At 71.0% G+C, this 21,848-nt stretch carries 17 protein-coding genes; 9 read left to right on the top strand and 8 right to left on the bottom strand.

Translation table 11 applies throughout. The features are described from left to right. The 5 genes from IEY87_RS13225 to IEY87_RS13205 form a co-directional block, all read right to left on the bottom strand. Positions 1 to 483, bottom strand: coding sequence for a hypothetical protein (locus IEY87_RS13225; protein WP_189138841.1), 483 nt, complete (start codon positions 481 to 483; stop codon positions 1 to 3). A 159-nt stretch (positions 484 to 642) separates the two neighbouring features. Then, entirely contained in the window at positions 643 to 1,608 is a 966-nt protein-coding gene (locus tag IEY87_RS13220) for a glycosyltransferase (RefSeq protein ID WP_189138840.1), read from the bottom strand. Between the two features lie 56 nt (positions 1,609 to 1,664). Further along, the gene (locus IEY87_RS13215; protein ID WP_189138839.1) at positions 1,665 to 2,849 is read right to left on the bottom strand and encodes an acyltransferase family protein; all 1,185 of its coding nucleotides are present in this window, start codon (positions 2,847 to 2,849) and stop codon (positions 1,665 to 1,667) included. Positions 2,850 to 3,022: 173 nt separating this feature from the next. After that, entirely contained in the window at positions 3,023 to 4,645 is a 1,623-nt protein-coding gene (locus tag IEY87_RS13210) for an LCP family protein (protein ID WP_189138838.1), read from the bottom strand. 145 nt (positions 4,646 to 4,790) lie between these two features. Further along, complete coding sequence (locus IEY87_RS13205; RefSeq protein WP_225276981.1) at positions 4,791 to 6,353, bottom strand: glycosyltransferase family protein; 1,563 nt, start codon at positions 6,351 to 6,353, stop codon at positions 4,791 to 4,793. 66 nt (positions 6,354 to 6,419) lie between these two features. Here IEY87_RS13205 and IEY87_RS13200 point away from each other — a divergent pair, with 66 nt between their 5' ends. From IEY87_RS13200 to IEY87_RS13190, 3 genes are read left to right on the top strand one after another with little or no spacing between them, the layout of a single operon-like run. Beyond that, on the top strand, positions 6,420 to 8,636 hold the full coding sequence (locus IEY87_RS13200) for a hypothetical protein (protein ID WP_189138837.1): 2,217 nt from the start codon (positions 6,420 to 6,422) through the stop codon (positions 8,634 to 8,636). 58 nt (positions 8,637 to 8,694) lie between these two features. Beyond that, positions 8,695 to 9,624: a glycosyltransferase family 2 protein gene (locus tag IEY87_RS13195; RefSeq protein WP_189138836.1), complete on the top strand. Its 930-nt coding sequence runs from the start codon at positions 8,695 to 8,697 to the stop codon at positions 9,622 to 9,624. 1 nt (position 9,625) lies between these two features. Next, on the top strand, positions 9,626 to 10,687 hold the full coding sequence (locus IEY87_RS13190) for a glycosyltransferase family 4 protein (RefSeq protein WP_189138835.1): 1,062 nt from the start codon (positions 9,626 to 9,628) through the stop codon (positions 10,685 to 10,687). On the opposite strand, the gene IEY87_RS13185 is transcribed toward IEY87_RS13190, so the two are convergent. The 3 genes from IEY87_RS13185 to IEY87_RS13175 form a co-directional block, all read right to left on the bottom strand. Continuing rightward, on the bottom strand, positions 10,588 to 11,547 hold the full coding sequence (locus IEY87_RS13185; RefSeq protein WP_189138834.1) for a lysylphosphatidylglycerol synthase domain-containing protein: 960 nt from the start codon (positions 11,545 to 11,547) through the stop codon (positions 10,588 to 10,590). The genes IEY87_RS13190 and IEY87_RS13185 overlap by 100 nt on opposite strands. A gap of 151 nt (positions 11,548 to 11,698) precedes the next feature. Then, positions 11,699 to 12,409 carry a hypothetical protein gene (locus IEY87_RS13180; protein WP_189138833.1) on the bottom strand — a complete coding sequence of 237 codons (711 nt, stop codon included), beginning with the start codon at positions 12,407 to 12,409 and terminating at the stop codon, positions 11,699 to 11,701. Beyond that, a complete protein-coding gene (locus IEY87_RS13175; protein ID WP_189138832.1) occupies positions 12,378 to 13,562 on the bottom strand; it encodes an RNA-guided endonuclease InsQ/TnpB family protein in 1,185 nt (394 codons plus the stop codon). Before IEY87_RS13175 ends, IEY87_RS13180 begins: the two co-directional genes overlap by 32 nt. Before the next feature lie 459 nt (positions 13,563 to 14,021). Here IEY87_RS13175 and IEY87_RS13170 point away from each other — a divergent pair, with 459 nt between their 5' ends. The 6 genes from IEY87_RS13170 (at position 14,022) to IEY87_RS13145 (ending at position 21,805) form a co-directional block, all read left to right on the top strand. Beyond that, positions 14,022 to 14,849, top strand: coding sequence for a class I SAM-dependent methyltransferase (locus tag IEY87_RS13170; RefSeq protein ID WP_189138831.1), 828 nt, complete (start codon positions 14,022 to 14,024; stop codon positions 14,847 to 14,849). After that, positions 14,846 to 15,877 carry a lysylphosphatidylglycerol synthase transmembrane domain-containing protein gene (locus IEY87_RS13165; RefSeq protein ID WP_225276980.1) on the top strand — a complete coding sequence of 344 codons (1,032 nt, stop codon included), beginning with the start codon at positions 14,846 to 14,848 and terminating at the stop codon, positions 15,875 to 15,877. Before IEY87_RS13170 ends, IEY87_RS13165 begins: the two co-directional genes overlap by 4 nt. 144 nt (positions 15,878 to 16,021) lie before the next feature. Further along, positions 16,022 to 17,089 (top strand): glycosyltransferase family 4 protein, encoded by a 1,068-nt coding sequence (locus tag IEY87_RS13160; RefSeq protein ID WP_225276979.1) that lies wholly within the window; start codon positions 16,022 to 16,024, stop codon positions 17,087 to 17,089. A 32-nt stretch (positions 17,090 to 17,121) separates the two neighbouring features. Beyond that, the gene (manB, locus tag IEY87_RS13155) at positions 17,122 to 18,201 is read left to right on the top strand and encodes a mannose-1-phosphate guanylyltransferase (RefSeq protein WP_225276978.1); all 1,080 of its coding nucleotides are present in this window, start codon (positions 17,122 to 17,124) and stop codon (positions 18,199 to 18,201) included. Positions 18,202 to 18,297: 96 nt separating this feature from the next. Further along, positions 18,298 to 19,194, top strand: coding sequence for a DNA-3-methyladenine glycosylase family protein (locus IEY87_RS13150; protein ID WP_189138828.1), 897 nt, complete (start codon positions 18,298 to 18,300; stop codon positions 19,192 to 19,194). Positions 19,195 to 19,243: 49 nt separating this feature from the next. Next, a complete protein-coding gene (locus IEY87_RS13145; protein WP_189138827.1) occupies positions 19,244 to 21,805 on the top strand; it encodes a bifunctional FO biosynthesis protein CofGH in 2,562 nt (853 codons plus the stop codon). Positions 21,806 to 21,848 lie beyond the last annotated feature (43 nt).

The raw sequence follows: 21,848 nt of genomic DNA, 5'->3' as shown, positions 1-21,848 counted from the left end.
TCACCGCCCCGCCCTGTGTACCGGCGCTGCCTGAGGCCGTTCACGCCTGGCTCTCGGCCGCTCCGGGGGCGCCTCGTCCGTCGGGGGCTCTTCCTCGTACTCGTCCTCGTGTGGCTCTTCCTCGGGCTCCTCTCCGTCCGCTTGGCCGGCGGGCGCCGCGCCGGGCGGCGGGGCCGGCACGCGCAGCGATTCGGCTCGATCGTGCAGTTTCGAGCTGAACGAGTCGATCTGCCTGCTCGTCGCGGCGATGGCCGCCGTTTTGCCGACGTCCATCAACTCGGTACGCAACCGGCTGGTGATCTCCTCCAACTGGGGAGACGTGCCAAGGCTCTTGACGCCTTGCTTCAGCAGGCCGCCGTCACCCTTCCGCAGCTCGCGAGTCACTCCCGCCACCACCAGCGCGGTGGCCAAGCGCAGTTTGTGGTGCCGGCCGAGGACATAGCCCACGGCTACGGCCAGCGCCAACGCGCCCTTGTTGGCCATGGCGGCGCTCCCTTCCTCTCGGCTTCGTGACTGACGTCCGACAGCCAGTGCACGGGTGCCCGCGAAGAGGATAGGGAAACAGATACAGGGAAAAAACGGACATTGTTTACGCCCTGCATGTCCGTATTTAGGCCCGAGAAGAACCCCCAGGTCGTGGGCCTAAACGGCCAGCGAGTGGGTGACGACGGGGACGCCCGCCCAGTCCTCCATCCGGGCCACGAACGCCGCCGCGTGGTCCGGCCAGTGGTGGTGGGCCAGCGCGTGGGCGTGGCCGCGCCTGCCGAGGGCGAGCCGCCGCAGCGGGTCCTCCCTGAGATCCAGTACGGCGTCCAGGATGCCGTTCACGTCCAGGGGCACCGTCAGGCCACAGCCGGCCGGCTCCACCAGGGGAGCGCCCGGTGAGGTGGTGACGACCGGCAGACCCCGGCCCATGTAGTCGAGGATCTTCGTCGGCGTCCCGCCGGGCGGTCTCGTCAGCGACAGGCCGGCCAGGGCGCCCTGCGTCATGCGCAGCGCGTGGCGGTGCGGGACGTGGCCGAACCAGTCCAGCAGGCCCACCCGCTGGGCGTCGCGCAGCAGCGGGCGCACGCCCGGCCCCGCGGCCCCGATCAGGTCCATCCGGATGCCGTACGGGACGAGCCGCTCGGCCAGCCCGATCAGCTCCCGGACGCCGTTGTCGGCCGTCAGCCGCCCGAGGTGGACCACCCGGGTGTCACCGGGAGGGGGAGGTGCGGCGGCCACCTGGGTGGCCTCCGGCATCGTGGCGGGCGTGATGACGTGGTGCCGCCGGAGCGCCCGCGCGCGGCGCCCGTCGGAGACCTCCTCACGCACGTCCCACACCACGGGCGGCCGCCGGTACGGCAGCACGCGCAGCAGGCGATGCTCGTGCGCGATCACCAGGTCGGCGCCCTTGACACCCCGCTTGAGCGCCGTGCGCGCCCGGCCGTAGGCGGCGTCGTAGGGCACGTCGACGGCGGTGAGGCCCGCGGCCGGAGTCACGTTGAAATGGCTGAAGGGCGCGACGTAGGTCACCTCGTGGCCCGCGTCGAGCAGCGCCCGGATCTGCCGGTGCATGATCCGGGCGTCCTCGGGATGGTGGACGATCGTGGCAACGCATACCCGCATGCGTCGATGCTCGGGGGCGACCAGGTCATAGGCGTGAATGCCGGTGAAACTATCGCTTAACTCCTGGATGGCCGACGATAGAGCCAGACCAGCCGGGGCTCGAGCACCCACTTGAACACTGTGCGCGTCTCCGGCAGGCAGAGCACGATCGCCAGCGCGAAACAGCTGAAGCTGATCGCCAGGACGCCCAGCGGCCCGTGCAGCCACGGGAACTCCAGCCAGCCCTGCTCCTTGGCGATGAGCACCGGGATGCCGTGCAGCAGATAGCAGTAGAGCGTGCGGGTGCCGAGGTCGGAGTACCACGTCTCGTGCCGGGGGACCAGCGCCAGCACCGCGATGCACAGCGCCAGCGAGCAGATCAACAACCCGGTCCGCAGGCCCAGGCCCATGTACCAGGACAGGTCCATGTCCTGGTAGCTGTTCTTGAAGTAGAACGGCCCCAGCGGGGCTCGTGGCGCGATGAGGATGGCCACCGCGGCCGCGGCGAGCACCGTGACCACCGACACGATCTTGATCCACCGGCGGTTGAGCATCTCGAAGTGCTCCGGCTGCATGACCAGCCCGATCACGAAGAACGGCAGCAGGCCGAAGAACCGGTCCATGCTGAAGTCACCCGAGATCTGGGAGAACCCGGCGAACAGGTAGATCGCGATGGCCACCGGCACGGGGTATTTCATCCGCTTCCACACCGGTGTGGACAGCCGCCAGAACAGCAGGGCCAGCAGATACCAGTTGAGCCAGGCCGGGTCGATGATCGTCAGGCTCCACTTCTGACCCAGCGAGAAGCGCAGCGCGGCGTAGCCCACCTCGACGATCACGTACGGCACGAGGAAGGTGTCGACGAGCTTGTTGGTCTTCGCGTTGGAGTTCCAGAAGTTCCTGGACAGATAGCCACTGATGATCACGAACAGTGGCATGTGGAAGGTGTAGATGAAGATGTAGAGCGATCTGGCGGAGTCCGCGCTGAGCGTCGGCACCAGCGCGTGCCCCACGGGGACCAGCGCGATCAGGATGAACTTGACGTTGTCGAGATAGGGATCGCGCTTGCGCTTGGGCCGCTCGGGCTCGGGTGCCGGCTCCGGCTCGCCCTGCTTGGCGCCCTCGGGCAACGTGCCGTGCGGGTCGGTGCGTTCGCTCCAGAAGGCTTCTTCCGGCAGCGGCCACTTGGCGCCTGTGCTGGCCGGGCCCGCACTCTCGTCGCTCGAAGGAGTGACCGGGGGAGAGTGCTTCGTCTCAGACACAGGAGAATCGCTCAGCTTCGCTCGGGGCCGGGGAACGCGAAACGGCACGCCCAGCGTCGCCCTTGACGGCGCAAGGCGAGCCGCGTCGCCGACCCGCCCAACGATATCCCGGCTTCAGAGCCCTGTCTCTCGACCGGAGGGGAATCCCTTGCTTACACAGAGAACTTGGAGGCTCATACGCAGACGCTCTTCTGCTCCGAGGCGGTGATCGTGGACTGTTCGACGCTGTCGGGGAGCTTGGTCACCTTGATCGCCTTGAAGTCGGCTCCGACGATGAGCTGAACGACCGGCGCCTTCTTCTTCGCCGTGCTGGCCTGGACCGTCGTGGCCGCGGCATAGGGCTCGCTGGTGGCGGCCCTGACCTTGCCCGCCTTGGGGTCCGGCTTCGGCGTCACCTGACCGGCCAGCGCGCCCGCGTAGTCGGTGCCGGTGGCGGCCGTCTTCGGGTAGCGGATCTCGGTGGCGGCCAGGCTCTGGCCGTCGGCGGTCTGGAAGTTGCCGAGCTCGACGACCCTGAAGCCCTGCTTGGTGAGCAGGTCGGCCACCTCGCGGGCCCTGCCCGGTGTGGTGGTGCCGTTGAGCACCTGGACCTGCACCTGGTCCGGCTTGATGGTGACCTTGGGCTTGGTGCTCGACGAGGGCGATTCCTTCGGCACTTCGGTGTCGTTGATGATGGAGTTGAACAGCTCGCCGGCGTCCGGCTGCTTCCAGACCACGCGGTTCTTGTCCTCGGGATCGGGAACCCAGGGGATGGTGGTGAACTTGACGCCGCCCGCGGTCAGCGACTTGGCGCTGGTGGCGATCTCGATGAGCCGCTCGGGGTCGTTGGCCAGCTCCGGGTCCATGGTCACCGAACTGGCCGCGGCCTTGATGAAGCCGGTGAGCTTGCTCGGGTCGGTGAGCAGGTCGCCGCTGGTGGCCTTGGCGACCACCTTGCTGAGGAAGATCTGCTGGCGCTTGATGCGCTGGATGTCGCTGCCGTCGCCGTAGTCGCGCAGCCGTACGTAGCCCAGGGCCTGCTTGCCGTTGAGCACGCTCTTGCCGGGGGGCAGCACCAGCTTGGCCTTCTTGCTGTTGACGCCGGACTTGAGGCAGATCTCGATGCCTTCGAGCGCGTTCACGATGTTCTCGAAGCCGCTGAAGTCCACCTCGACGAAGTGGTTGATGCGGATGCCGGTGAGCGTCTCGAGCGTCGAGATCGTGCAGGCGATGCCGCCCGAGCTGTAGGCGGAGTTGATCATCGCTCGCTGGGGCGGCATCTCCTGCTTGGTCGCCTCGTTCTTGCACTTGGGGATCTGCACCATCGAGTCACGCGGGAAGCTGATCAGCCGGGCCTTGTCGCGGTTGGGCGACAGGTGCATGAGGATCATCGTGTCGGTGCGCTTGCCGCCGGCGTCGGCGGTCCTGGCGAGCTTCTGGCCGTACTGCGCGTTGCCCTCGCCCGCGCGGGTATCGGAGCCGACGAGCAGGACGTTCAGCGCGCCCTTGTCCACGGGGCGGGGGGTGATGATGTCGGACTTGACGCTCTTCTGGTTGATGTGGCCAAAAGCGTCACGGTAGACCGTGTAGCCGGTGAGGGATCCGACGACCATGACGGAGGTGGCGGCGATGCTGACCCAGGCGAGCACCCGCATCTTGCCGCCGCCGTTGTCGCCCTTGACCCGCTGGCCCCGCGAGGGCGGCCCCGGGGGGCCCTGGGGCGGCGCGGCCGCTGCCTGCCTGCGGGCCATCCGGCTGCCGGGCTGCGGCGGGGCGACGTGGCGCGGTTCAGTGGACGCGCTTCTGTAGTCGCTCATGCGCCCCCTAGCCTCGTTCGCTACGCTCCACGCGTCGGCTTGGCCGTACTGCGCCAAGAGACTAGGTCACGTACGGCGTACCCGTCGCCGTGACCGATGCAATCGACCGTGACTCTGGCGTGATGTCGGACGGCCCAAAGCATACTCAGAGTCGGACATTTCGTGTGATACCAATGAGAAAGTTTTTACGCTTTCCGCAGGCCAGCGCCGCCGCCAGGAAGGCCAGCGGCACGGCCGGCAGCACATAGCGGTAGTCGAACTCCGCCGCCGCCGCCGGGGTGACCAACAGCACAACGGCGGTCGTCCACGGCAGCAGCCACGGGGCGGGACCGGGTCGGCTGGACGGGTCCACGGCCCGCCGCCTGCCCCGGGGAGTCCACCGCCTGCCGTACACGACGCGACCGGCCGCCAGCGCCGGCGGGACGAGCAGGACCGCGAGCAGCACCGTGCCGGGCAGCCGCGCCACGTCCTGATAGGCCCGCAGCCACCCCGCGTACGGCTCGACGACGGCGGTGCCGATCGCGCCGCGCTCGTAACGCTGCGAATAGTCGACGCCGAGCTGCGCCGCGTAGCGCCCCGGCGGCCCCGGCGGGGTCACCGGGAACTGGTAGTAGTCGTAGATCTCCTGATCGGGATAGACCGGGCGGCCCCACACGAACGACCGCGCCAGCTCCGACAGCACCGAGCCGGCGTAGTCCAGCGGCTGCGTACGGATCGCCAGCGCGGCGAACCTCCCCGCCAGGTCGTCGGTCTCCCGCGTGAAGGTGATGCCGGGCAGCGCCACCAGCGGCGCGTCCTTGGCCCAGATGTACTCCTGGGAGGGCGGCCGCTGCCCTGCCGGCCGGGGGTCGCACAGCACCCGCAGGTCGGGCGGCGGATCCATCCGGGCGCAGTCCGCGAACGACATCGTCCGGGCGTACAGGAAGACGCCGTTCGCGCCGATGATGCCGACGCGCTCGTAGGTGGCGTAGAACCAGGCGCCGTAGGCGACCACGGGCACCAGCGCCGCCGCGAGCAGCACCCCGGCGGGCCGGAGCTGCCTACGCAGCACGAACCACGCCGCCAGGAGCAGGATCAGCGGCTGGCCGACGGTCCTGGTGAGCGTGGCGGCGGCCAGCAGCAGGCCGATCGTGACGAGCTTGGGCCGCTTCGCCAGGCAGAGCGCCACGGCCAGCACGATCAGGAACATGAACAGCGTGTCGGAGACCAGCAGGTGCTCCAGCTGCACCTGGTAGGCGTCCAGCAGCACGGGCGTCGCGGCCAGCGTCGCCCACCGGCGCCGCGCCCCCCGGAGCACCGCCCAGTAGACCAGCGCCGCGGTGGCCAGCCCCAGCAGATGCTGGACGACGGCGACCATGCCGAAGGCGTGGAACGGCTCCAGCAGCTTGAGGAACATCGAGTAACCGGCGGGCCGCACCAGGTCGGGGCGCGGGTGGAAAACGGTGACGATGTAGGTGTAGGTGTCGGGGAACCACAGCGCCGGGCGATAACCCAGCAGCGCGACCACCCGCAGCGCCGCGCCCACCGCCAGCACCCCCAGGAACCAGCCATGCCGCCGCACGAAAGCCCCGGCGCTGACCCTCTCCCGGACGCCCGCGACCCCGCCGACCCGCTCACCCGCGCGACCACTCGCCGGTACGTCGTCCGCTGCGGTGGGCGTGTCGCCTGTGCGACCGCTTACTTGGACGTCCTCCGGCTCAATGGGCACGGGGCGTAACCTACCGGGCTTCGACCAGGTCACCGTCATCGTGAGGTTGGATACGCTCGATCACCGATGGAACTCGCCCGGTTGCACCAGACGCGCAGGCCGTCGGCGGGCCGGGTGCTCGCCGTGCTCACGGCCCTGCCCGCGGCCGCCGTGGCCGGCTGGCTGCTGGCCGGGCTGCCGCTGCTCCTGCTGGGCGTCTACCGGCCGCTTCCGGCGTTCCTGATCGGACTGCCCGTCGTCGCGCTGCTCTGCTGGACGGTGGCCCGCCACACGGGCGCCACCACCTCGAGCGCCGACCTGGGCGCTGCCCGGAGCGCTGTTCAGGTCACTGGCCGGCAGGTCGCCGGGGTGGTCGCCGTCGCGGTCGGGTCGGGCGTGTTCAACGCCGTCATGCACAGCGAGCAGCTCGCCGTCAGGCGCGACCCCGGCACCTACGCGCAGTACGCCATCTGGCTGGCCGAGCACGGCTCGCTGCCGATCCCGTCGGGTGCGGAGGCGTTCGGCGGGCCCGACCCGGGGCTGATCTTCGACAGCGTGGGGTTCTACGGGGTCGACGGGGTGGTGGTGCCGCAGTTCATGCCCGGCGCGCCGATGCTGTTCGCCGTCGGCGAGTGGCTCGGCGGCCTGCTCGTGACGCCGGCCGTGCTGGGAGCCCTGGCCGTGCTGGCCTTCGCCGGGCTGGTGGCCCGCCTGGCCGGCGCGAGCTGGGCGACTCCGGCCGCGCTGGCGTTCGCGGCCTGTATGCCGGTCCTCTACACCTCGCGTACGACGTTCAGCGAGATCCCGTCGATGATCCTGCTGTTCGGCGGCCTGACGCTGATCCACGACGCTCTGCACCGAGACCCGCCGCCCAGCCACTCACGGGCTGGGGGCGTACCGGATGGTGAGTCTGGACGGGGGACAGGACGCTGGAGGTTGTTGTCGGCGCGGCGGTCGCAGGTGGCGGCGGCGGAGCCAGGGCGCCGGAGGCTGTGGTGGGCGCGGTGGCTGGAGGTGGCGCTGGCCGGGCTGGTGTTCGGGCTGTGCGTGCTGGTCAGGGTGGACGGGCTGCGGGACGTACTGCCCGCGCTGGCGTTCGCCGGATTGCTGATCGCGTCGGGCAGGCTGGCCCGGTCCCGCGCTCGGGCCGGGCGGGTGGCCTGGCGCGGGGCGGGGTTGGGTGGGGGGTTGCTGGTCGGGGTGGTCGCCGGGGCGGGGCTCGGGTTGCTGGCCGCTCAGCTGCTGGCCCGCCCGTACCTGGAGTACCTGTCCCGCTCGGTGGAGCCGCTGCTGCTGATCTGCGCCGCCGTGCTGCTGCTCACGCTCGCCGGTACGGTCGCCGCGCCGCTGCTGGCCCGCGTCCCGGTGCCGCGCCGGTTGCCCGAGGCGGGCGCCGTCCTGGTGGTGCTGGTGATGGCGGGGCTGGCCGTACGGCCGTGGCTGCAGACCGTCCACCGCGACCCCGCCACGCCGGAGGACTGGCGCACCCACACCTTCATCGAGCAGATCCAGAAGGCCAACGGCCTGCCGATGGACGGCATCCGCCTCTACTTCGAGAACTCGCTGCACTGGGTGACCTGGTACATCGGCGTCCCCGCCGTCGTCCTCGCCACCCTGGCCGCGGCCCTGCTGGTGCGCCGCCTGCTGACGGGCGGCTCGCCCGAGTGGCTGCTGCCGCTGGCGGTCATCGGCTGGACGACGGTCACCACGCTGCTTCGCCCGGAGATCACCCCGGACCACCCCTGGGCCGCCCGCCGCCTGGTGCCGATCGTGCTCCCCGGTCTGATCCTGCTGGCCGTCCGGGGAGCCGGGTGGCTGCGCGAGCGGGGGCGCGGCAGGCGGTTCGAGCGCTGGATCGCCCCCGTGTGCGCGCTGCTCCTGCTGGCGCCGCCGATCGTGACCTCGATCGGCACCGCGTTCACCCCGATCGAGCGGGGTGAGGCGGCGGCGGTGGCGGCGTTGTGCGCGCGGATCCCGCCGGACGCCGCCGTGTTGATCATGGAGCGGGTCACGGCGGACCGGTTCATCCAGGTGGTGCGCGGCAGGTGCGGCGTCCCGGTCGCGAAGGTCCGCCTGGACACCGCGAACACCGCTTCCCGGCGAGAGGTGCGCCGTCAGATCGAGCGGGTGCGCGCGGCGGGCAGGACCCCCGTGGTGCTCGGCGCCGAGCGCGGCCAGGTCGCGCCGTATGGTGCGCCGTCGCAGGTCATGGGCCTGGTGACGCGCCAGGACGAGCGCTCGCTGACCGAGCGGCCCAACGGCACCTGGTCGCTGCGGATCAACGTGTGGATGGCGGTGGCCTGACCGCGCGGCAAGCCGATGTGCACTCGGGTCCTGTCCGGGCAGAGTACTCTCAACGCACGTGAGCACGCTTGAGACCCCCCAGAGTGGATCCGCTGTGGAAGAAGCGCCGTACGTCACCATCGTCCTGCCGTGTTACAACGAGCAAGATCATGTCATCGACGAGGTCGAGCGCATCACCAAGGCCATGGACTCCAGCGGCTACACCTATGAGCTGGTCGCGGTGGACGACTGCTCCACCGACCAGACGCTGGCCAGGTTGCAGGAGGCCGCGGCCGACTATCCGCATCTGCGCATCCGCGCCTTCCACCGCAACGGCGGCTCCGGCACCGTGCGCAGGATCGGCACGCAGGGGGCCAGGGGCGAGATCGTCGTCTGGACCGACGCGGACATGACCTACCCCAACGAGCGCATCCCCGAGCTGGTGCAGATCCTGGAGAAGGATCCGACGGTCGACCAGGTGGTCGGCGCGCGCACCTCCGAGGAGGGCTCGCACAAGCTGCTGCGGGTCCCGGCCAAGTGGGTGATCCGCAAGGTGGCGGAGAAGCTCGCCGGGCAGAAGATCCCCGACCTCAACTCGGGGCTGCGGGCCTTCCGCAAGTCGGTGGCCAGGCCCTACCTGCGGCTGCTGCCGCCCGGGTTCTCCTGTGTCACGACGATCACGCTGTCGTTCCTGTCCAACCAGCATGACGTCTACTACCTGCCGATCGGCTACGCCAAGCGGGCGGGCAAGTCGAAGTTCAGCTTCGTGTCCGACGCCTACCGCTACATCCTGCAGGTGCTGCGGATGATCATGTACTTCAACCCGCTCAAGGTGCTCATGCCGCCGGCCCTCTGGCTGGTGACGATCGGGCTGGTCAAGGGCGTGTGGGACATGATCCAGCACCCCTTCTACTTCCCGGCCAACACCGTCATGATCTTCCTGTCGGGCATGCTCATCGGCTCGGTGGCGCTGCTCGCCGACCTGATCGTGCGGTCGCGGGGCGAGTAGCGTGCGGATCGCGATCGTCGGCCCCACCTATCCGTACAAAGGGGGCGGGGCGCAGCACACCACCGAGCTGGCGCACCGGCTCGCGGCGCTCGGCCACGACGTGGTGATCGAGTCGTGGAAGGCGCAATATCCGTCGTTCCTCTACCCGGGGCAGCAGACGATCGACGCGCCCGAGGGCACCCCCTACCCGAGGACCGAGCGCGTGCTCGACTGGCGCCGGCCCGACGGGTGGGTTGCCGCCGGGCGACGGCTGCGCACGGCCGACCTGGTGATCCTGGCCGTCCTCAGCCCCGTGCAGGTCCCCGCTTACCTGGGGATTCTGTACGGCACAGGCCGCAAGGTCAGGACCGTTGCCCTCTGCCACAACGTGCTGCCGCACGAGCGTAAGCCGTACGACCGGCCGTTGATGAAGGCGCTGCTCAAGCGTGTCGGCGGGGTGCTGACCCACTCCGGCCAGCAGGCGGAGCTGGCCAGGGAGCTGACCGGCGGGCCGGTGAGCGTGGCGCCGCTGCCGCCGCACCTGCCGTCCACCCACGCGGGACGCTCCGACGAGGTGCATCGGCGGCTGCTGTTCTTCGGCATGGTCCGGCCGTACAAGGGGCTTGACGTGCTGCTTCGGGCGCTGCCCGACGGGGTCGGGCTGACCGTGGCGGGGGAGTTCTGGGGTGGGCTGGACGCCACCAGGGAGCTCATCGGCGAGCTCGGCCTCGGTGACCGGGTGGATCTGCGGCCCGGCTACGTGGCGGCCGACGACGTGCCCAAGCTGTTCGCCGAGGCCGACGCGCTCGTCCTGCCCTACCGCAACGCCACCGCCAGCCAGAACGTGTGGCTCGGCCACGAGCACGGCGTGCCGGTGATCGCCACCCGCGTCGGCGCGCTCGCCGACCATGTCATCGACGGCGTCGACGGCCTGCTGGTGGAGCCGGACGACGTGGCCGCGCTCCGGCGGACGATCGAACGGTTCTATGCCTCCGGCGAGCCGGAGAGGTTGCGGTCGGGGGTCAAGGCGGTCGACCCCGCGCCGTTCTGGTCGGCGTACACGACCACGCTGCTGGACGCCTGACGCCCCAGCAGCATCGCCAGCCCGGCGGCCGCCGCGTCGGCCAGCGTGAACGCCAGCCGCGACAGCACCGCGACCGCGAAGGCCGGGCCGGCGGTGATGATCGGCGCGAGCACCAGCACCAGCGCCCCCTCCCGCACCCCCACCCCGGCGGGGACCACGAAGGTGAGCAGCCCGGTCGCCCAGGCGAACGCGTAGGCGCCGGTCGCGATCACGTACAGGTCCCACCGGCCCACGAGCATGGTGGTGTGCAGGCCGTACACGAGCCAGCCGAGCGACGTCCAGGCCACCGCGACCAGCACCGTGCGGCCCGGCAGCACGCTGTCGAGCGTCGGCCTGCGCGCCAGCCGCAGCGCCAGGTTGAGCCCCCAGGTGAGCACCTTGGGGTGCAGGCAGACGGCGATCACCGGCAGGAGCAGCAGCAGATACCACGCCTGCCGGACGACCTCCTGCGTCGCCAGGGTCGCGGCGGCGATCGCGAGGCCGACCCCGAGGTTGATCACCAGCGCCAGGGAGATGCACGCGAACGTCCTGCGCGGCGGGCTGCCGTGGTCGCGGCCGAGGTCCATCATCGCGGCGTACGCCCAGACGGCGCCCGGGATGTACTTGCCGAGCTGGCCCACGAACATGATCCGGCCCGTCACGCGTACCGGCAGCGGCGACCCCAGCCCGGCGAGGACCGCGCGCCAGGCCAGCAGCATGCAGAACTGGCCGAGCAGCACCGCGACGAACGCGCCGAGCACCGCCCACGGCGAGGTCTGCGCCACCGCCGCCCGCGTGTCGTCCCAGTTGCGGGCCAGGGCGTAGCCCAGGAAACCCAGCGCGACCAGGGCGAGGACGACGCGCAGCAGGCGGCGGATCATCCGGCAAGAGTACGCGCGCCGCCCGACCGTCGCCAGGCGAGGTACGCGTGTCGCCCGACCGTCGCCAGGCGCGCGGCCCGGGCGAGGTACGCGTGTCGCCTGACCCGCCAGGCGCGCGGCCCAGGTGCGGCGCGCGTGCCGCCTGCGGTCGCTAGCCGCGCTGTCCCAGGTAGAGCAGGACGAGGGCCGCGACGACGGCCACCGCCGCGAGCACCGCGAGGGTGATCTTGACGGTGCTGTACGGCCGGTCGCCCTGCACCTCGCCGCCCACCCCGTTGATCATGATCTGGTACGGCCGGCCGCCGTACAGGTAGGAGCCGATCCACACCGGCAGCAGCACCAGCTTGAACGTGACCCCCGAATAGCCGGTGCGCACCTCGTGCAGGCGCTGCGTGTCACCGCCGATGTGCCGCTTGCAGTCGTCCTCGATGACCTTCGCCATCTTGGCCTTGGCCTGCTCAAGCCCGCTGTCCGGCTCGGTGTCGTAGCGCAGGCTGTGGTGCCCGGACAGGTAGCCGGGCTCGAACGGCACCACCCGCTCCAGCGCCCACGGTTCGAGCGCGTCCAGCCGCTCCCTCGGCAGCTTGCCGGTGGCCGCCACCAGCACGTCGTCGAAGTGGCGCGACACCCGGCCCGAGGCCGAGTACCAGCGGGTCCTGCGCACCTGGCGGGTCTTGGTCTGGCCGTTCGAGGTGTAGGTCTCGGTGACGTAGTAGTGCTCGCCGCGCTGGCCGCTGTAGTCCGAGACGGTGCCCGCGTCGAACGTCCAGTGCGGCAGCAGATAGGTGCTCTTCGTGACTCCTCCGGTCCCTGAAGGGAGCGGCTTTTCGCTAAGCCGCTTGCGCGGCCTGGCGAAGGGCAAGCCCTGCCCTCAAGATGTTGATCGCCGCGTTCACGTCGGCGTGCGCGGCATGCCCGCACGCCGTGCAGGCGAACTCGGCCTGGGTGAGGCGGTTGTCCTTCGCGCAGTGCCCGCAGCGGGCGCATGTGCGGGAGGTGTGGGCGGGGTTCACCGCGATCAGCTTGCGACCGGCGCTTTCAGCCTTGTGCGACAGGATCGTCAGGAACACCCCCCAGCCCGCGTCCAGGATCGAACGGTTGAGCCCGGACTTCTGCGCGACGTTGCGGCCGGGCTGCTCGACCGTGCCGGAGGCGCTGCGGGTCATGTTGGTGATCCGCAGGTCTTCGTGCGCGATCACGTCGTAGGCGCGGACCAGGGCGAGCGCGGCCTTGTGCGCGCCGTCGAGGCGCTGCCTGCGGACCTTGGCGTGCAGCGCGGCGACCCGTGCCACCTGCTTGCGGCGGCGCTGGGAGCCCCGCTTCTTGCGGGCCAGGTCGCGCTGGGCGTCGCCGAGGCGGTCGGCGGTGGCCGCGAGGTGACGCGGATTGGCCACCTGGGCGCCGTCGGAGGTGGTGACGAGCGAGGCGACGCCCAGGTCGATCCCGGCGACCGCAGCCGTGGCGGGCAGCGGTGCGGCGGGCACCTCGTCACACGACAGCGTCACGTACCAGCGGGAGCCTTCCCGATTGACGCTGATCGTCTTGACCTGGCCCTGGACCGGGCGGTGCTGGTGGACCCGCACGTGCCCGATGCCCTGGAGCCGCACGTAGGTTGCGGTTGGGTGGTCGGGCTGGGAGTCCCAGCGGCAGCCGTCGCCGTCCTTGGGCCACTCAACGCTGTCGAACCGGCCGCGTCCTTTGAACCGCGGGTAGCCGGGGGTGCGTCCGGTCTTCACGCGCTCGAAGAAGGCGCGGAACGCTTTGTCGAGTCGGCGCAGCGTGGCCTGCTGGGAGGAGAACGACCACCGGCCCTGCCCGTCGGGGTCATCGCCCCGGATGTGTTTCAACTCGGCGGACTGCTCGCCGTACCGGACGCTCACGCCCGCTTTGGCATAAGCGGTACGGCGGTGCTCCAGAGCGGCGTTGTAAAGCTGCCGATGATCCTCCAGACACGCCGCCAGCGCCGCAACCTGCCGGGCGGTGGGACGCAGCAGGAACTTGAACGACCTGCGCATACCCCACCTCCCATCACTTTCGGTAACGACACCACCACGATATCGGCTGGCGCCGACAAAGCCAGGAAGGACGTCCGTGATGCGCGGACCTGACAGGTCAGGGCACGCTCGGGCCTTGACGGCCCTCCCACTCCCGATTCACCCATCGCCTCAAGGCGACGGTCCTCCCGGGAGGAGCTGATGGACTCCGCCTCGCTGACCTTCTTGAGGCGGTTCAGGCGAACCAGCGGCTACGGGTCCAGCCGCGCATCGCGTCGCGGGCGGCGCGCCGGTCGAGCGCGAACGGCAGGACCGCCTTCAGCGCGATCTGGGCGTCCTTGGAGGTGTCGGCGACCAGGGCGGTGGCGCAGAACTGGCAGTTCGTGGACAGGGCGTCGCTCTCCGTACGGGCTCCGCAGCCGGGGGTACCAAAGCGGGAGGGGCGGCTGACAGCGGCGAGCGCGGGTACTGTTGGGCGGCGTGGGAAAGCAACGGGTCGCGCAGCTGGCCTACTCCGAGTTCCAGTCGGCGATGCTCGACGAGGAGAAGCGCCGGCGCAAGGCCGCGAAGATCATCGCGGTGCTGGAGCACTTTCGCGGGCCGCTCGGCGGGCTGACCGTGGGCGACGTGGGCTGTTCGGCCGGGTTCATCGCCGACGAGCTCGCCGGGGCCGGGGCCAAGCACACCCTCGGCATCGACATCGACGTGCCGGGGTTGCGCAAGGCGGCCGACCGGTTCGGCGAGCGGGTGGCGTTCGTCTGCGGCGACGGCACCGCGCTGCCCTTCCCCGACGGCTCGATCGACGTGCTGGTCTTCAACCACATCTACGAGCACGTGGTCGACCCCGACGCGGTGGTGGCCGAGATGCACCGGGTGCTCTCCGACGACGGCGCCCTCTACCTCGGCCTCGGCAACCGGCTGGGCGTCATGGAGCCGCACTACAAGCTGCCGTTCCTGTCCTACCTGCCGCCCGCGCTGGCCGACCGCTACGTGCGCGCCTCCGGCCGCGCCGACCACTACTACGAACGTTTCCGCACCCGGCGCGGGCTGCGCAGGATGCTGCGCGCCTTCCACGTGTGGGACTACACCCTGCCGGTGCTGGCGACGCCGACCCGGTTCGCCGGGTCCGAGCTCTTCCCCGGGGCGCTGGGGCGGGTGGCGCGGACGGTGCTGGCCCGCACGCCCCGCGCCGTGCTGCGACTGCTCCTGCCGCTCGTGCCGACCTACCTGTGGGTGGCGACCAAGACGCCGCGCCGCCCGGCGGGCGCCGCACTCCCCCAGCCGCCCGAGCGGGTCCGCCCGCTGTGAGCGACTCCGGTACGGCAGGTCGCCCCGAGAAGGGGCGAGGCCACTCCCGTACAGCGAGCGACCCCGAGCCGGGCACCCCGGAAGCAGGGGGCCCCGAGGTCGGTCGTGATGTCGAGGCCGAGGGGGTCGTCGGCGTCGGTGGGGGGAGGTCCGGGCGCAAGGGGGCGGTGGTGCGCAGGGCGGTGCGGATCGGGTTCCTCGTCGTGGCGCTGGGGTTCGGCGCGTACGCCGTGGCCTCGCAGTGGGACGCGGTGGTCGCCGGGTTCGCCGCGCTGAGCTGGCCGATGCTCGCCGGCTCGCTCGTCGCCGTCGTCGCGGCCCTGCTCGGCGCCATGCTCACCTGGCGCACCCTGCTGGCCGACCTGGGCTCACCACTGCCGCTGCGGTCGGCGGCCAAGGTCTTCTTCGTCGGCCAGCTCGGCAAGTACATCCCCGGCGCCGTCTGGCCGATGCTCGCCCAGATGGAGATGGGGCGCGACCTCGGCGTGCCGCGGCCGCGCAGCGCGGCGGCGTTCTTCCTGATGATGCCGATCCAGCTCGCCAGCGGCCTGCTGGTCGCGCTCGGCACGCTCGGCTGGGACCGGTTCGGCTGGCTGCTGCTCTTCGTCCCGGTGCTCCTGGTGCTGCTGGAGCCCAAGGTGATCAACGGCCTGATCGGCTTCGGGCTGCGCAAGCTGAAGCGGGAGCCGCTGGAGCGGCCGCTCACCCGGCGCGGGATGCTGACCGCGCTCGGCTGGGCGGTGCTCGGCTGGGGCTGCTACGGCGTGCACCTGTTCTTCGTCGCCCCCGAGACCGGTCTGCTGTTCGCCGTGGGAGCCTTCGCGCTGTCGTGGTGCCTCGGGATCCTGACGTTCGTCGTGCCGGCCGGAGCGGGGGTGCGGGAGCTCGCCATGGTGGCGGTCCTCGCGCCCGTCATGGACGCCGGCCAGGCCATCGCCGTGGCGCTTTGTTCCAGGATTGTCATCATTCTTGGTGATTTGCTCTGTGCCGGATTGGCGGGAATTTCGGCACGTCGCGACTCAGTGTGATTTGACACACGATTTAGGGGAGGCTGGTCATAAGCTGGAAATAGAGGGGGACACCAGATCCCACGTTGATCTTGAGGGGAGAAGATCACCGTAATGCCTCGAGTGCTCGTCGACGCGGCCGCGGTTCCCGCGGACCGTGGTGCCTTGATCAGGTATGTGGACGGTTTGGTGCGCGCGCTCGACCGGGCGGGCGCCGATCTAGCGGTGGCCTGCCAGCGGGCGGACGCCGAGCGATACACCGCGATCGCGCCATCGGCCCGGATCATGCCCGGACCCGTCTCGCTGACCAACCGGTCGGCCCGGCTCACCTGGGAGCAGACCGGCCTGCCGCTGCTCGCCCGCCAGGTCGGCGCTGACGTGATCCATGCCCCCTACTACTCCATCCCGCTCCGCCCGGGCGTGCGGACCGTGGCGACGGTGCACGACGTCACCTGGTTCACCGAGCCCGAGCAGCACAGCCCCGCCAGGGCCTCGTTCTTCCGCTCGGCCACCCGCACCGCCGTCCGGCACGCCAACCGGGTGATCGTGCCGTCCAAGGCGACCAGGGACGAACTCGTGCGGGTGCTGCACGCCGACCCCACCCGCATCGACGTCGCCTACCACGGCGTCGACCAGGAGCAGTTCCACGCGCCGAGCAAGACCGAGATCCAGCGGGCGGTCAGCAGGTGCGGCCTGCACGGCCAGCCCTATGTCGCCTTCCTGGGCGCGCTGGATCCGCGCAAGAACGTTCCAAACCTGATCCGCGGCTTCGCCGCCGCCGTCAAGGGGCTGGCCGAACCGCCCGCGCTGGTGCTCGGCGGCGGCGTGCACGAGGACGACGTGGACGCCGCCTGCCGCGAGGTCGAGGCCACCGTCAAGGTCGTGCGGCCCGGCTACCTGCACGCGCCCGACCTGCCCGGCTTCCTCGGCGGGGCGCTCGTGGTGGCCTTCCCGTCCAGGGGTGAGGGGTTCGGCCTGCCCGTGCTGGAGGCGATGGCCTGCGGCGCGCCCGTGCTGACCACCCACCGCACGTCGCTGCCCGAGGTGGGCGGTGACGCGGTCGCCTACAGTGAGCCGGACGCCGACAGCATCGCCACCGCGCTGGCCCAGCTTCTGGCCGCACCGGACAGGAGACGGCAATTGCGGGAGGCCGGGCTGGCGAGAGCACGCGAATTCACCTGGGAAGCCTCGGCCGAAGCGCACCTCAGTTCTTATCAACGCGCCATCGAATAATTCGCTACCCTCCCAAAGATATGGAGAGCTCTTTGCCAGACCTAGAGGCCATCCTCCTGGTCGGGGGGCAGGGCACGCGCCTGCGTCCGTTGACGCTGGGCACGCCGAAGCCGCTGCTGCCGACCGCCGGAGTGCCTTTCCTGGCCCACCAACTGGCACGGGCCCGCTCGTTCGGCGTACGCCGGATCGTCTTCGCCACCTCGTACAAGGCGGCGATGTTCGAGCCGGAGTTCGGTGACGGGTCCGCGTTCGGGCTCTCGATCGAGTACATGACGGAGGAGACCCCGCTGGGCACCGGCGGCGCCATCCGCAATGCGGCCGAGGCGCTGTCGGCGGGGCCGGGCGATCCGGTGCTGGTGCTCAACGGCGACATCCTGTCCGGCCATGACATCGGCGAGCAGGTGCGCGTCCACCTCGATCGGGACGCCGCTGTAACGCTCCATTTGACGGAGGTGGAGGATCCGACCCGGTTCGGCTGCGTCCCCACCGACGAGGACGGCCGGGTGACGGCCTTCCTGGAGAAGACCCCCAACCCGGTCACCAACCGGATCAACGCCGGCTGTTACGTGTTCACCCGGTCGGTCATCGACCAGATCCCGCGTGACGAGGTCGTGTCGGTGGAGCGGGAGACCTTCCCCGGCCTGATCGAGTCGGGCCGGCTCGTGCTCGGCTACGCCGACCGGACCTACTGGCTCGACGTCGGCACCCCCGCCGCGTTCGTCGAGGGCTCGCGCGACCTGGTGCTCGGCCGCCTGGCCTCGCCCGCCCTGCCGGGGCCCACGGGCGAATACCTTGCCCTGCCCGGCTCGGTCGTCTCGCCGGAGGCCAAGGTCCAGGGCGGCACGACGGTGGGCGCCCGTACCGTCGTCGAGGCGGGCGCCACGGTCATCGGCTCCGTGCTGAGCGACGACTGCGTGATCGAGTCCGGCGCCCACGTGACCGACTCGGTGCTCGGCCGGGGGGCGCGGGTCTGCGCGGACACGGTGGTGCGCGACGCGGTCATCGGCGACGGCGCGGTCGTGGGGCCGGGCAACGAGCTGCAGGCCGGAGTACGCATCTGGCCCGGCGTGGAGCTGCCGGAGCGCGCGGTCCGCTATTCGAGTGACGTCTGACCGGTGGTGCGCGTGATGCTTCGGGTGACGGCCGACCGGTGGCGGGCATGCTGAGCGGATGACGAGGTACGCCGTGGCCGCCCGCGAGGGCGGCCGATGAAGGAGCGGGTCTGGGCGCCTGAGGGGCCGTTGGACGTGGGGATGGCGCTGGCCCCTCACAAGCGCGGCTCCGGCGACCCGGCCTGGCGTCAGACGCTGGACGGGGCCGTCTGGCGCACCACGCGTACGCCGGACGGGCCCGTCACGCTCAAGGTGACGCTCGGCCACCGGGAGGTGCACGGGCGCGCCTGGGGGCCGGGGGCCGCCTGGATGCTGGACCGGCTGCCCGCGCTGCTCGGCGCCGACGACGACGTCTCGGGCTTCGAGGTACGGCACGCGGTGCTGGACGACGTGGCCAGGAAGCATCCGGGGCTGCGCATCGGCAGCACGGCCCGGGTCATGGAGGCGCTGGTTCCGGCCGTACTCGAGCAGAAGGTCGTCGGCCGTGAGGCGTGGCGGGCGTGGCGGTGGCTGCTGCGTCAGTACGGCGAGCCGGCGCCGGGGCCCGCGCCCGAGGGGATGTGGGTGGTGCCCGAGCCGTCCGTGTGGCGGGAGATCCCGAGCTGGCACTGGCACCGGGCCGGGGCCGAGGCCGTGCGCGCCAGGACCATCGCCACCGCCGCCTGGCACGCGGACAAGCTGGAGGCCGCCACCACCAGCGAGGAGCTCGACCGGCTGCTGCGCGCCCTGCCGGGGATCGGCGTGTGGACGTCCGCCGAGGTGCGCCAGCGCGTCTTCGGCGACCCGGACGCGGTCAGCGTCGGCGACTTCCACCTGGCCAAGCTGGTCGGATACGCGCTGACGGGGGAGAAGACGGACGATCCCGGCATGATGCGGCTGCTGGAGCCCTACCAGGGGCATCGGCACCGGGCCACCCTGCTCGTCATGCTGACGGGTCTGCGCCCGCCGGCGCGCGGGCCGAGGCTGGCCGCGCGCGACTACCGGTCGTTCTGACCCGGCCCTGGGTGCGCGCCACGAACTTAGCTGCCCGTAGTGTGCCGGTATGAGTCTCGTCAGTGATTCCGCGTTCCGTCGCGCTCTCGCTCGTGCCCGTGATGGCAAGACCCTGGACGTGGCCGAGGCCACCGTGCTGCTGCACGCGCGCGGCGAGCACCTCGACACCTTGCTGGACCACGCCTCCCGGGTGCGGGACGCCGGCCTCGCGGCCGTCGGCCGCGCGGGGGTCATCACCTACAGCAGGAAGGTGTTCATCCCGCTGACCCGGCTGTGCCGGGATCGCTGCGGCTACTGCACGTTCGCCACCGCGCCGCACAAGCTCGACGCGCCCTTCCTCAGCCCGGACGAGGTGCTGGAGATCGCCAGGCAGGGCGCGGCCATGGGATGCAAGGAAGCGCTGTTCACCCTGGGGGACCGGCCGGAGGACCGCTGGCACCAGGCGCGCGAGTGGCTGGACGCGCACGGCTACGACGACACGCTCTCCTATGTGCGGGCGATGGCCATCGCGGTGCTGGAGGAGACCGGGCTGCTGCCGCACCTCAACCCCGGCGTGCTGAGCTGGCGTGACCTGCAGCGGCTCAAGCCCGTGGCGCCGTCGATGGGCATGATGCTGGAGACCACCTCGCGGCGGCTGTTCGAGGAGAAGGGGCAGCCGCACTACGGCTCCCCCGACAAGGACCCGGCGGTACGGCTGCGGGTGCTGGAGGACGCCGGGCGGACCAACGTGCCGTTCACGACGGGGATCCTGATCGGCATCGGGGAGACTGTCGAGGACCGGGCCGAGTCGATTTTCGCGATCCGGCGGGTGGCTCGCGAGTACGGCGCGATCCAGGAGGTCATCGTCCAGAACTTCCGCGCCAAGCCGGACACCGCGATGCGCGGGCTGCCCGACGCGGACTTGAAGGAGCTGGCCGCTACCATCGCCGTGACCCGGCTGGTGCTGGGGCCGCGGGCGCGCGTGCAGGCGCCGCCCAACCTGGTGGACTCCGAGTACGAGCTGATGATCCGGGCGGGGATCGACGACTGGGGCGGGGTGTCGCCGCTGACCCCCGACCACGTGAACCCGGAACGGCCGTGGCCGCAGATCGACGAACTGGCCGCGCGTACGGCCGAGCACGGGTTCCTCCTGCGGGAGCGGTTGACCATCTACCCCGAGTACGTGCGGGCGGGGGAGCCGTGGCTGGATCCCCGGCTGTTCGGGCACGTGACGGCGCTGGCCGACCCGGAGACGGGGCTGGCCCGGGAAGGGGCGATGCCCGCGGGGCTGCCCTGGCAGGAGCCGGACGGGGGGTTCGCGCCCTCCGGGCGGGTGGATCTGCACGTGGAGGTGGACACCTCCGGGCGGACGAATGATCGGCGCGATGACTTCGACCACGTCTACGGGGACTGGGACGCGCTGCGCGACCGGCTGGACCCCGCCGTACGAGCCGCACCCGCTGTGTCGTCCGAGGTGCGGGAGGCGTTGCGGCGGGCGGAGAGTGATCCTGCGGGGCTCAGCGACGCCGAGGCGGTCGCGTTGCTGTCGGCCGACGGGGAGGCGCTGGAGGAGCTCACCGGGATCGCGGACGAGTTGCGGCGGCAGGCGGTGGGGGACGAGGTCACCTATGTCGTCAACAGGAACATCAACTTCACCAACGTCTGTTACACCGGCTGCCGGTTCTGCGCCTTCGCCCAGCGCAGGACGGACGCCGACGCGTACACCCTGAGTCTGGACCAGGTGGCGGACCGGGCCGAGGAGGCGTGGCGGGCGGGCGCGACCGAGGTGTGCATGCAGGGCGGCATCCACCCCGACCTGCCAGGGACGGCCTACTTCGACATCGCCAGGGCGGTCAAGGCCAGGACGCCGGACATGCACGTGCACGCCTTCTCGCCGATGGAGGTCATCAACGGCGCCAGCCGCACCAACCTGTCGGTCGAGGACTGGCTGCACGCCGCCAAGGAGGCCGGGGTGGACTCGCTGCCGGGCACGGCGGCGGAGATCCTCGACGACGACGTGCGCTGGGTGCTGACCAAGGGCAAGCTGCCCGCCCAGGAGTGGGTGGACGTGATCACGACCGCGCACCGGGTGGGCCTGCCGACGACCTCCACGATGATGTACGGCCACGTCGACACCCACCTGCACTGGGTCAGGCACATCAAGCTGATCAGGCGGCTGCAGGAGGAGACGGGCGGGTTCTCCGAGTTCGTGCTGCTGCCGTTCGTGCACACCAGTGCGCCCATCTACCTGGCGGGCATCGCCAGACCGGGGCCCACGGCCAGGGAGAACCGGGCGGTGCACGCGCTGGCCAGGATCCTGCTGCACGGCGCGATCTCCAACATCCAGTGCTCCTGGGTCAAGCTCCGCGACGACCTGTGTCACCAGGTGCTCCAGGGTGGCGTGAACGATCTCGGTGGCACGCTCATGGAGGAGACGATCAGCCGGATGGCCGGGTCGGAGAACGGGTCGTACAAGACCATCAGCGAGCTGCGCGAGATGGTCGAGCTGACCGGCAGGCCGGTGCGGCAGCGCACCACCGAGTACGGCCGGCCGAGCGCGGAGCGGCTGGCCGCGTCGGCGGCGAGCGACGGCGTGTGCCAGAGCGTGCGGCGGGTGCTGCCGATGGCCTAGCCATTTGCCTAGCAGCCATTGGCCTGGCCATAACAAGTTCCAG

The organism is Nonomuraea glycinis (assembly GCF_014646515.1).
Classification (GTDB): Bacteria; Actinomycetota; Actinomycetes; order Streptosporangiales; family Streptosporangiaceae; genus Nonomuraea; species Nonomuraea glycinis.
Note: the sequence above shows the minus strand (reverse complement) of the source record. Positions and strands in the feature narration are given on the sequence as shown.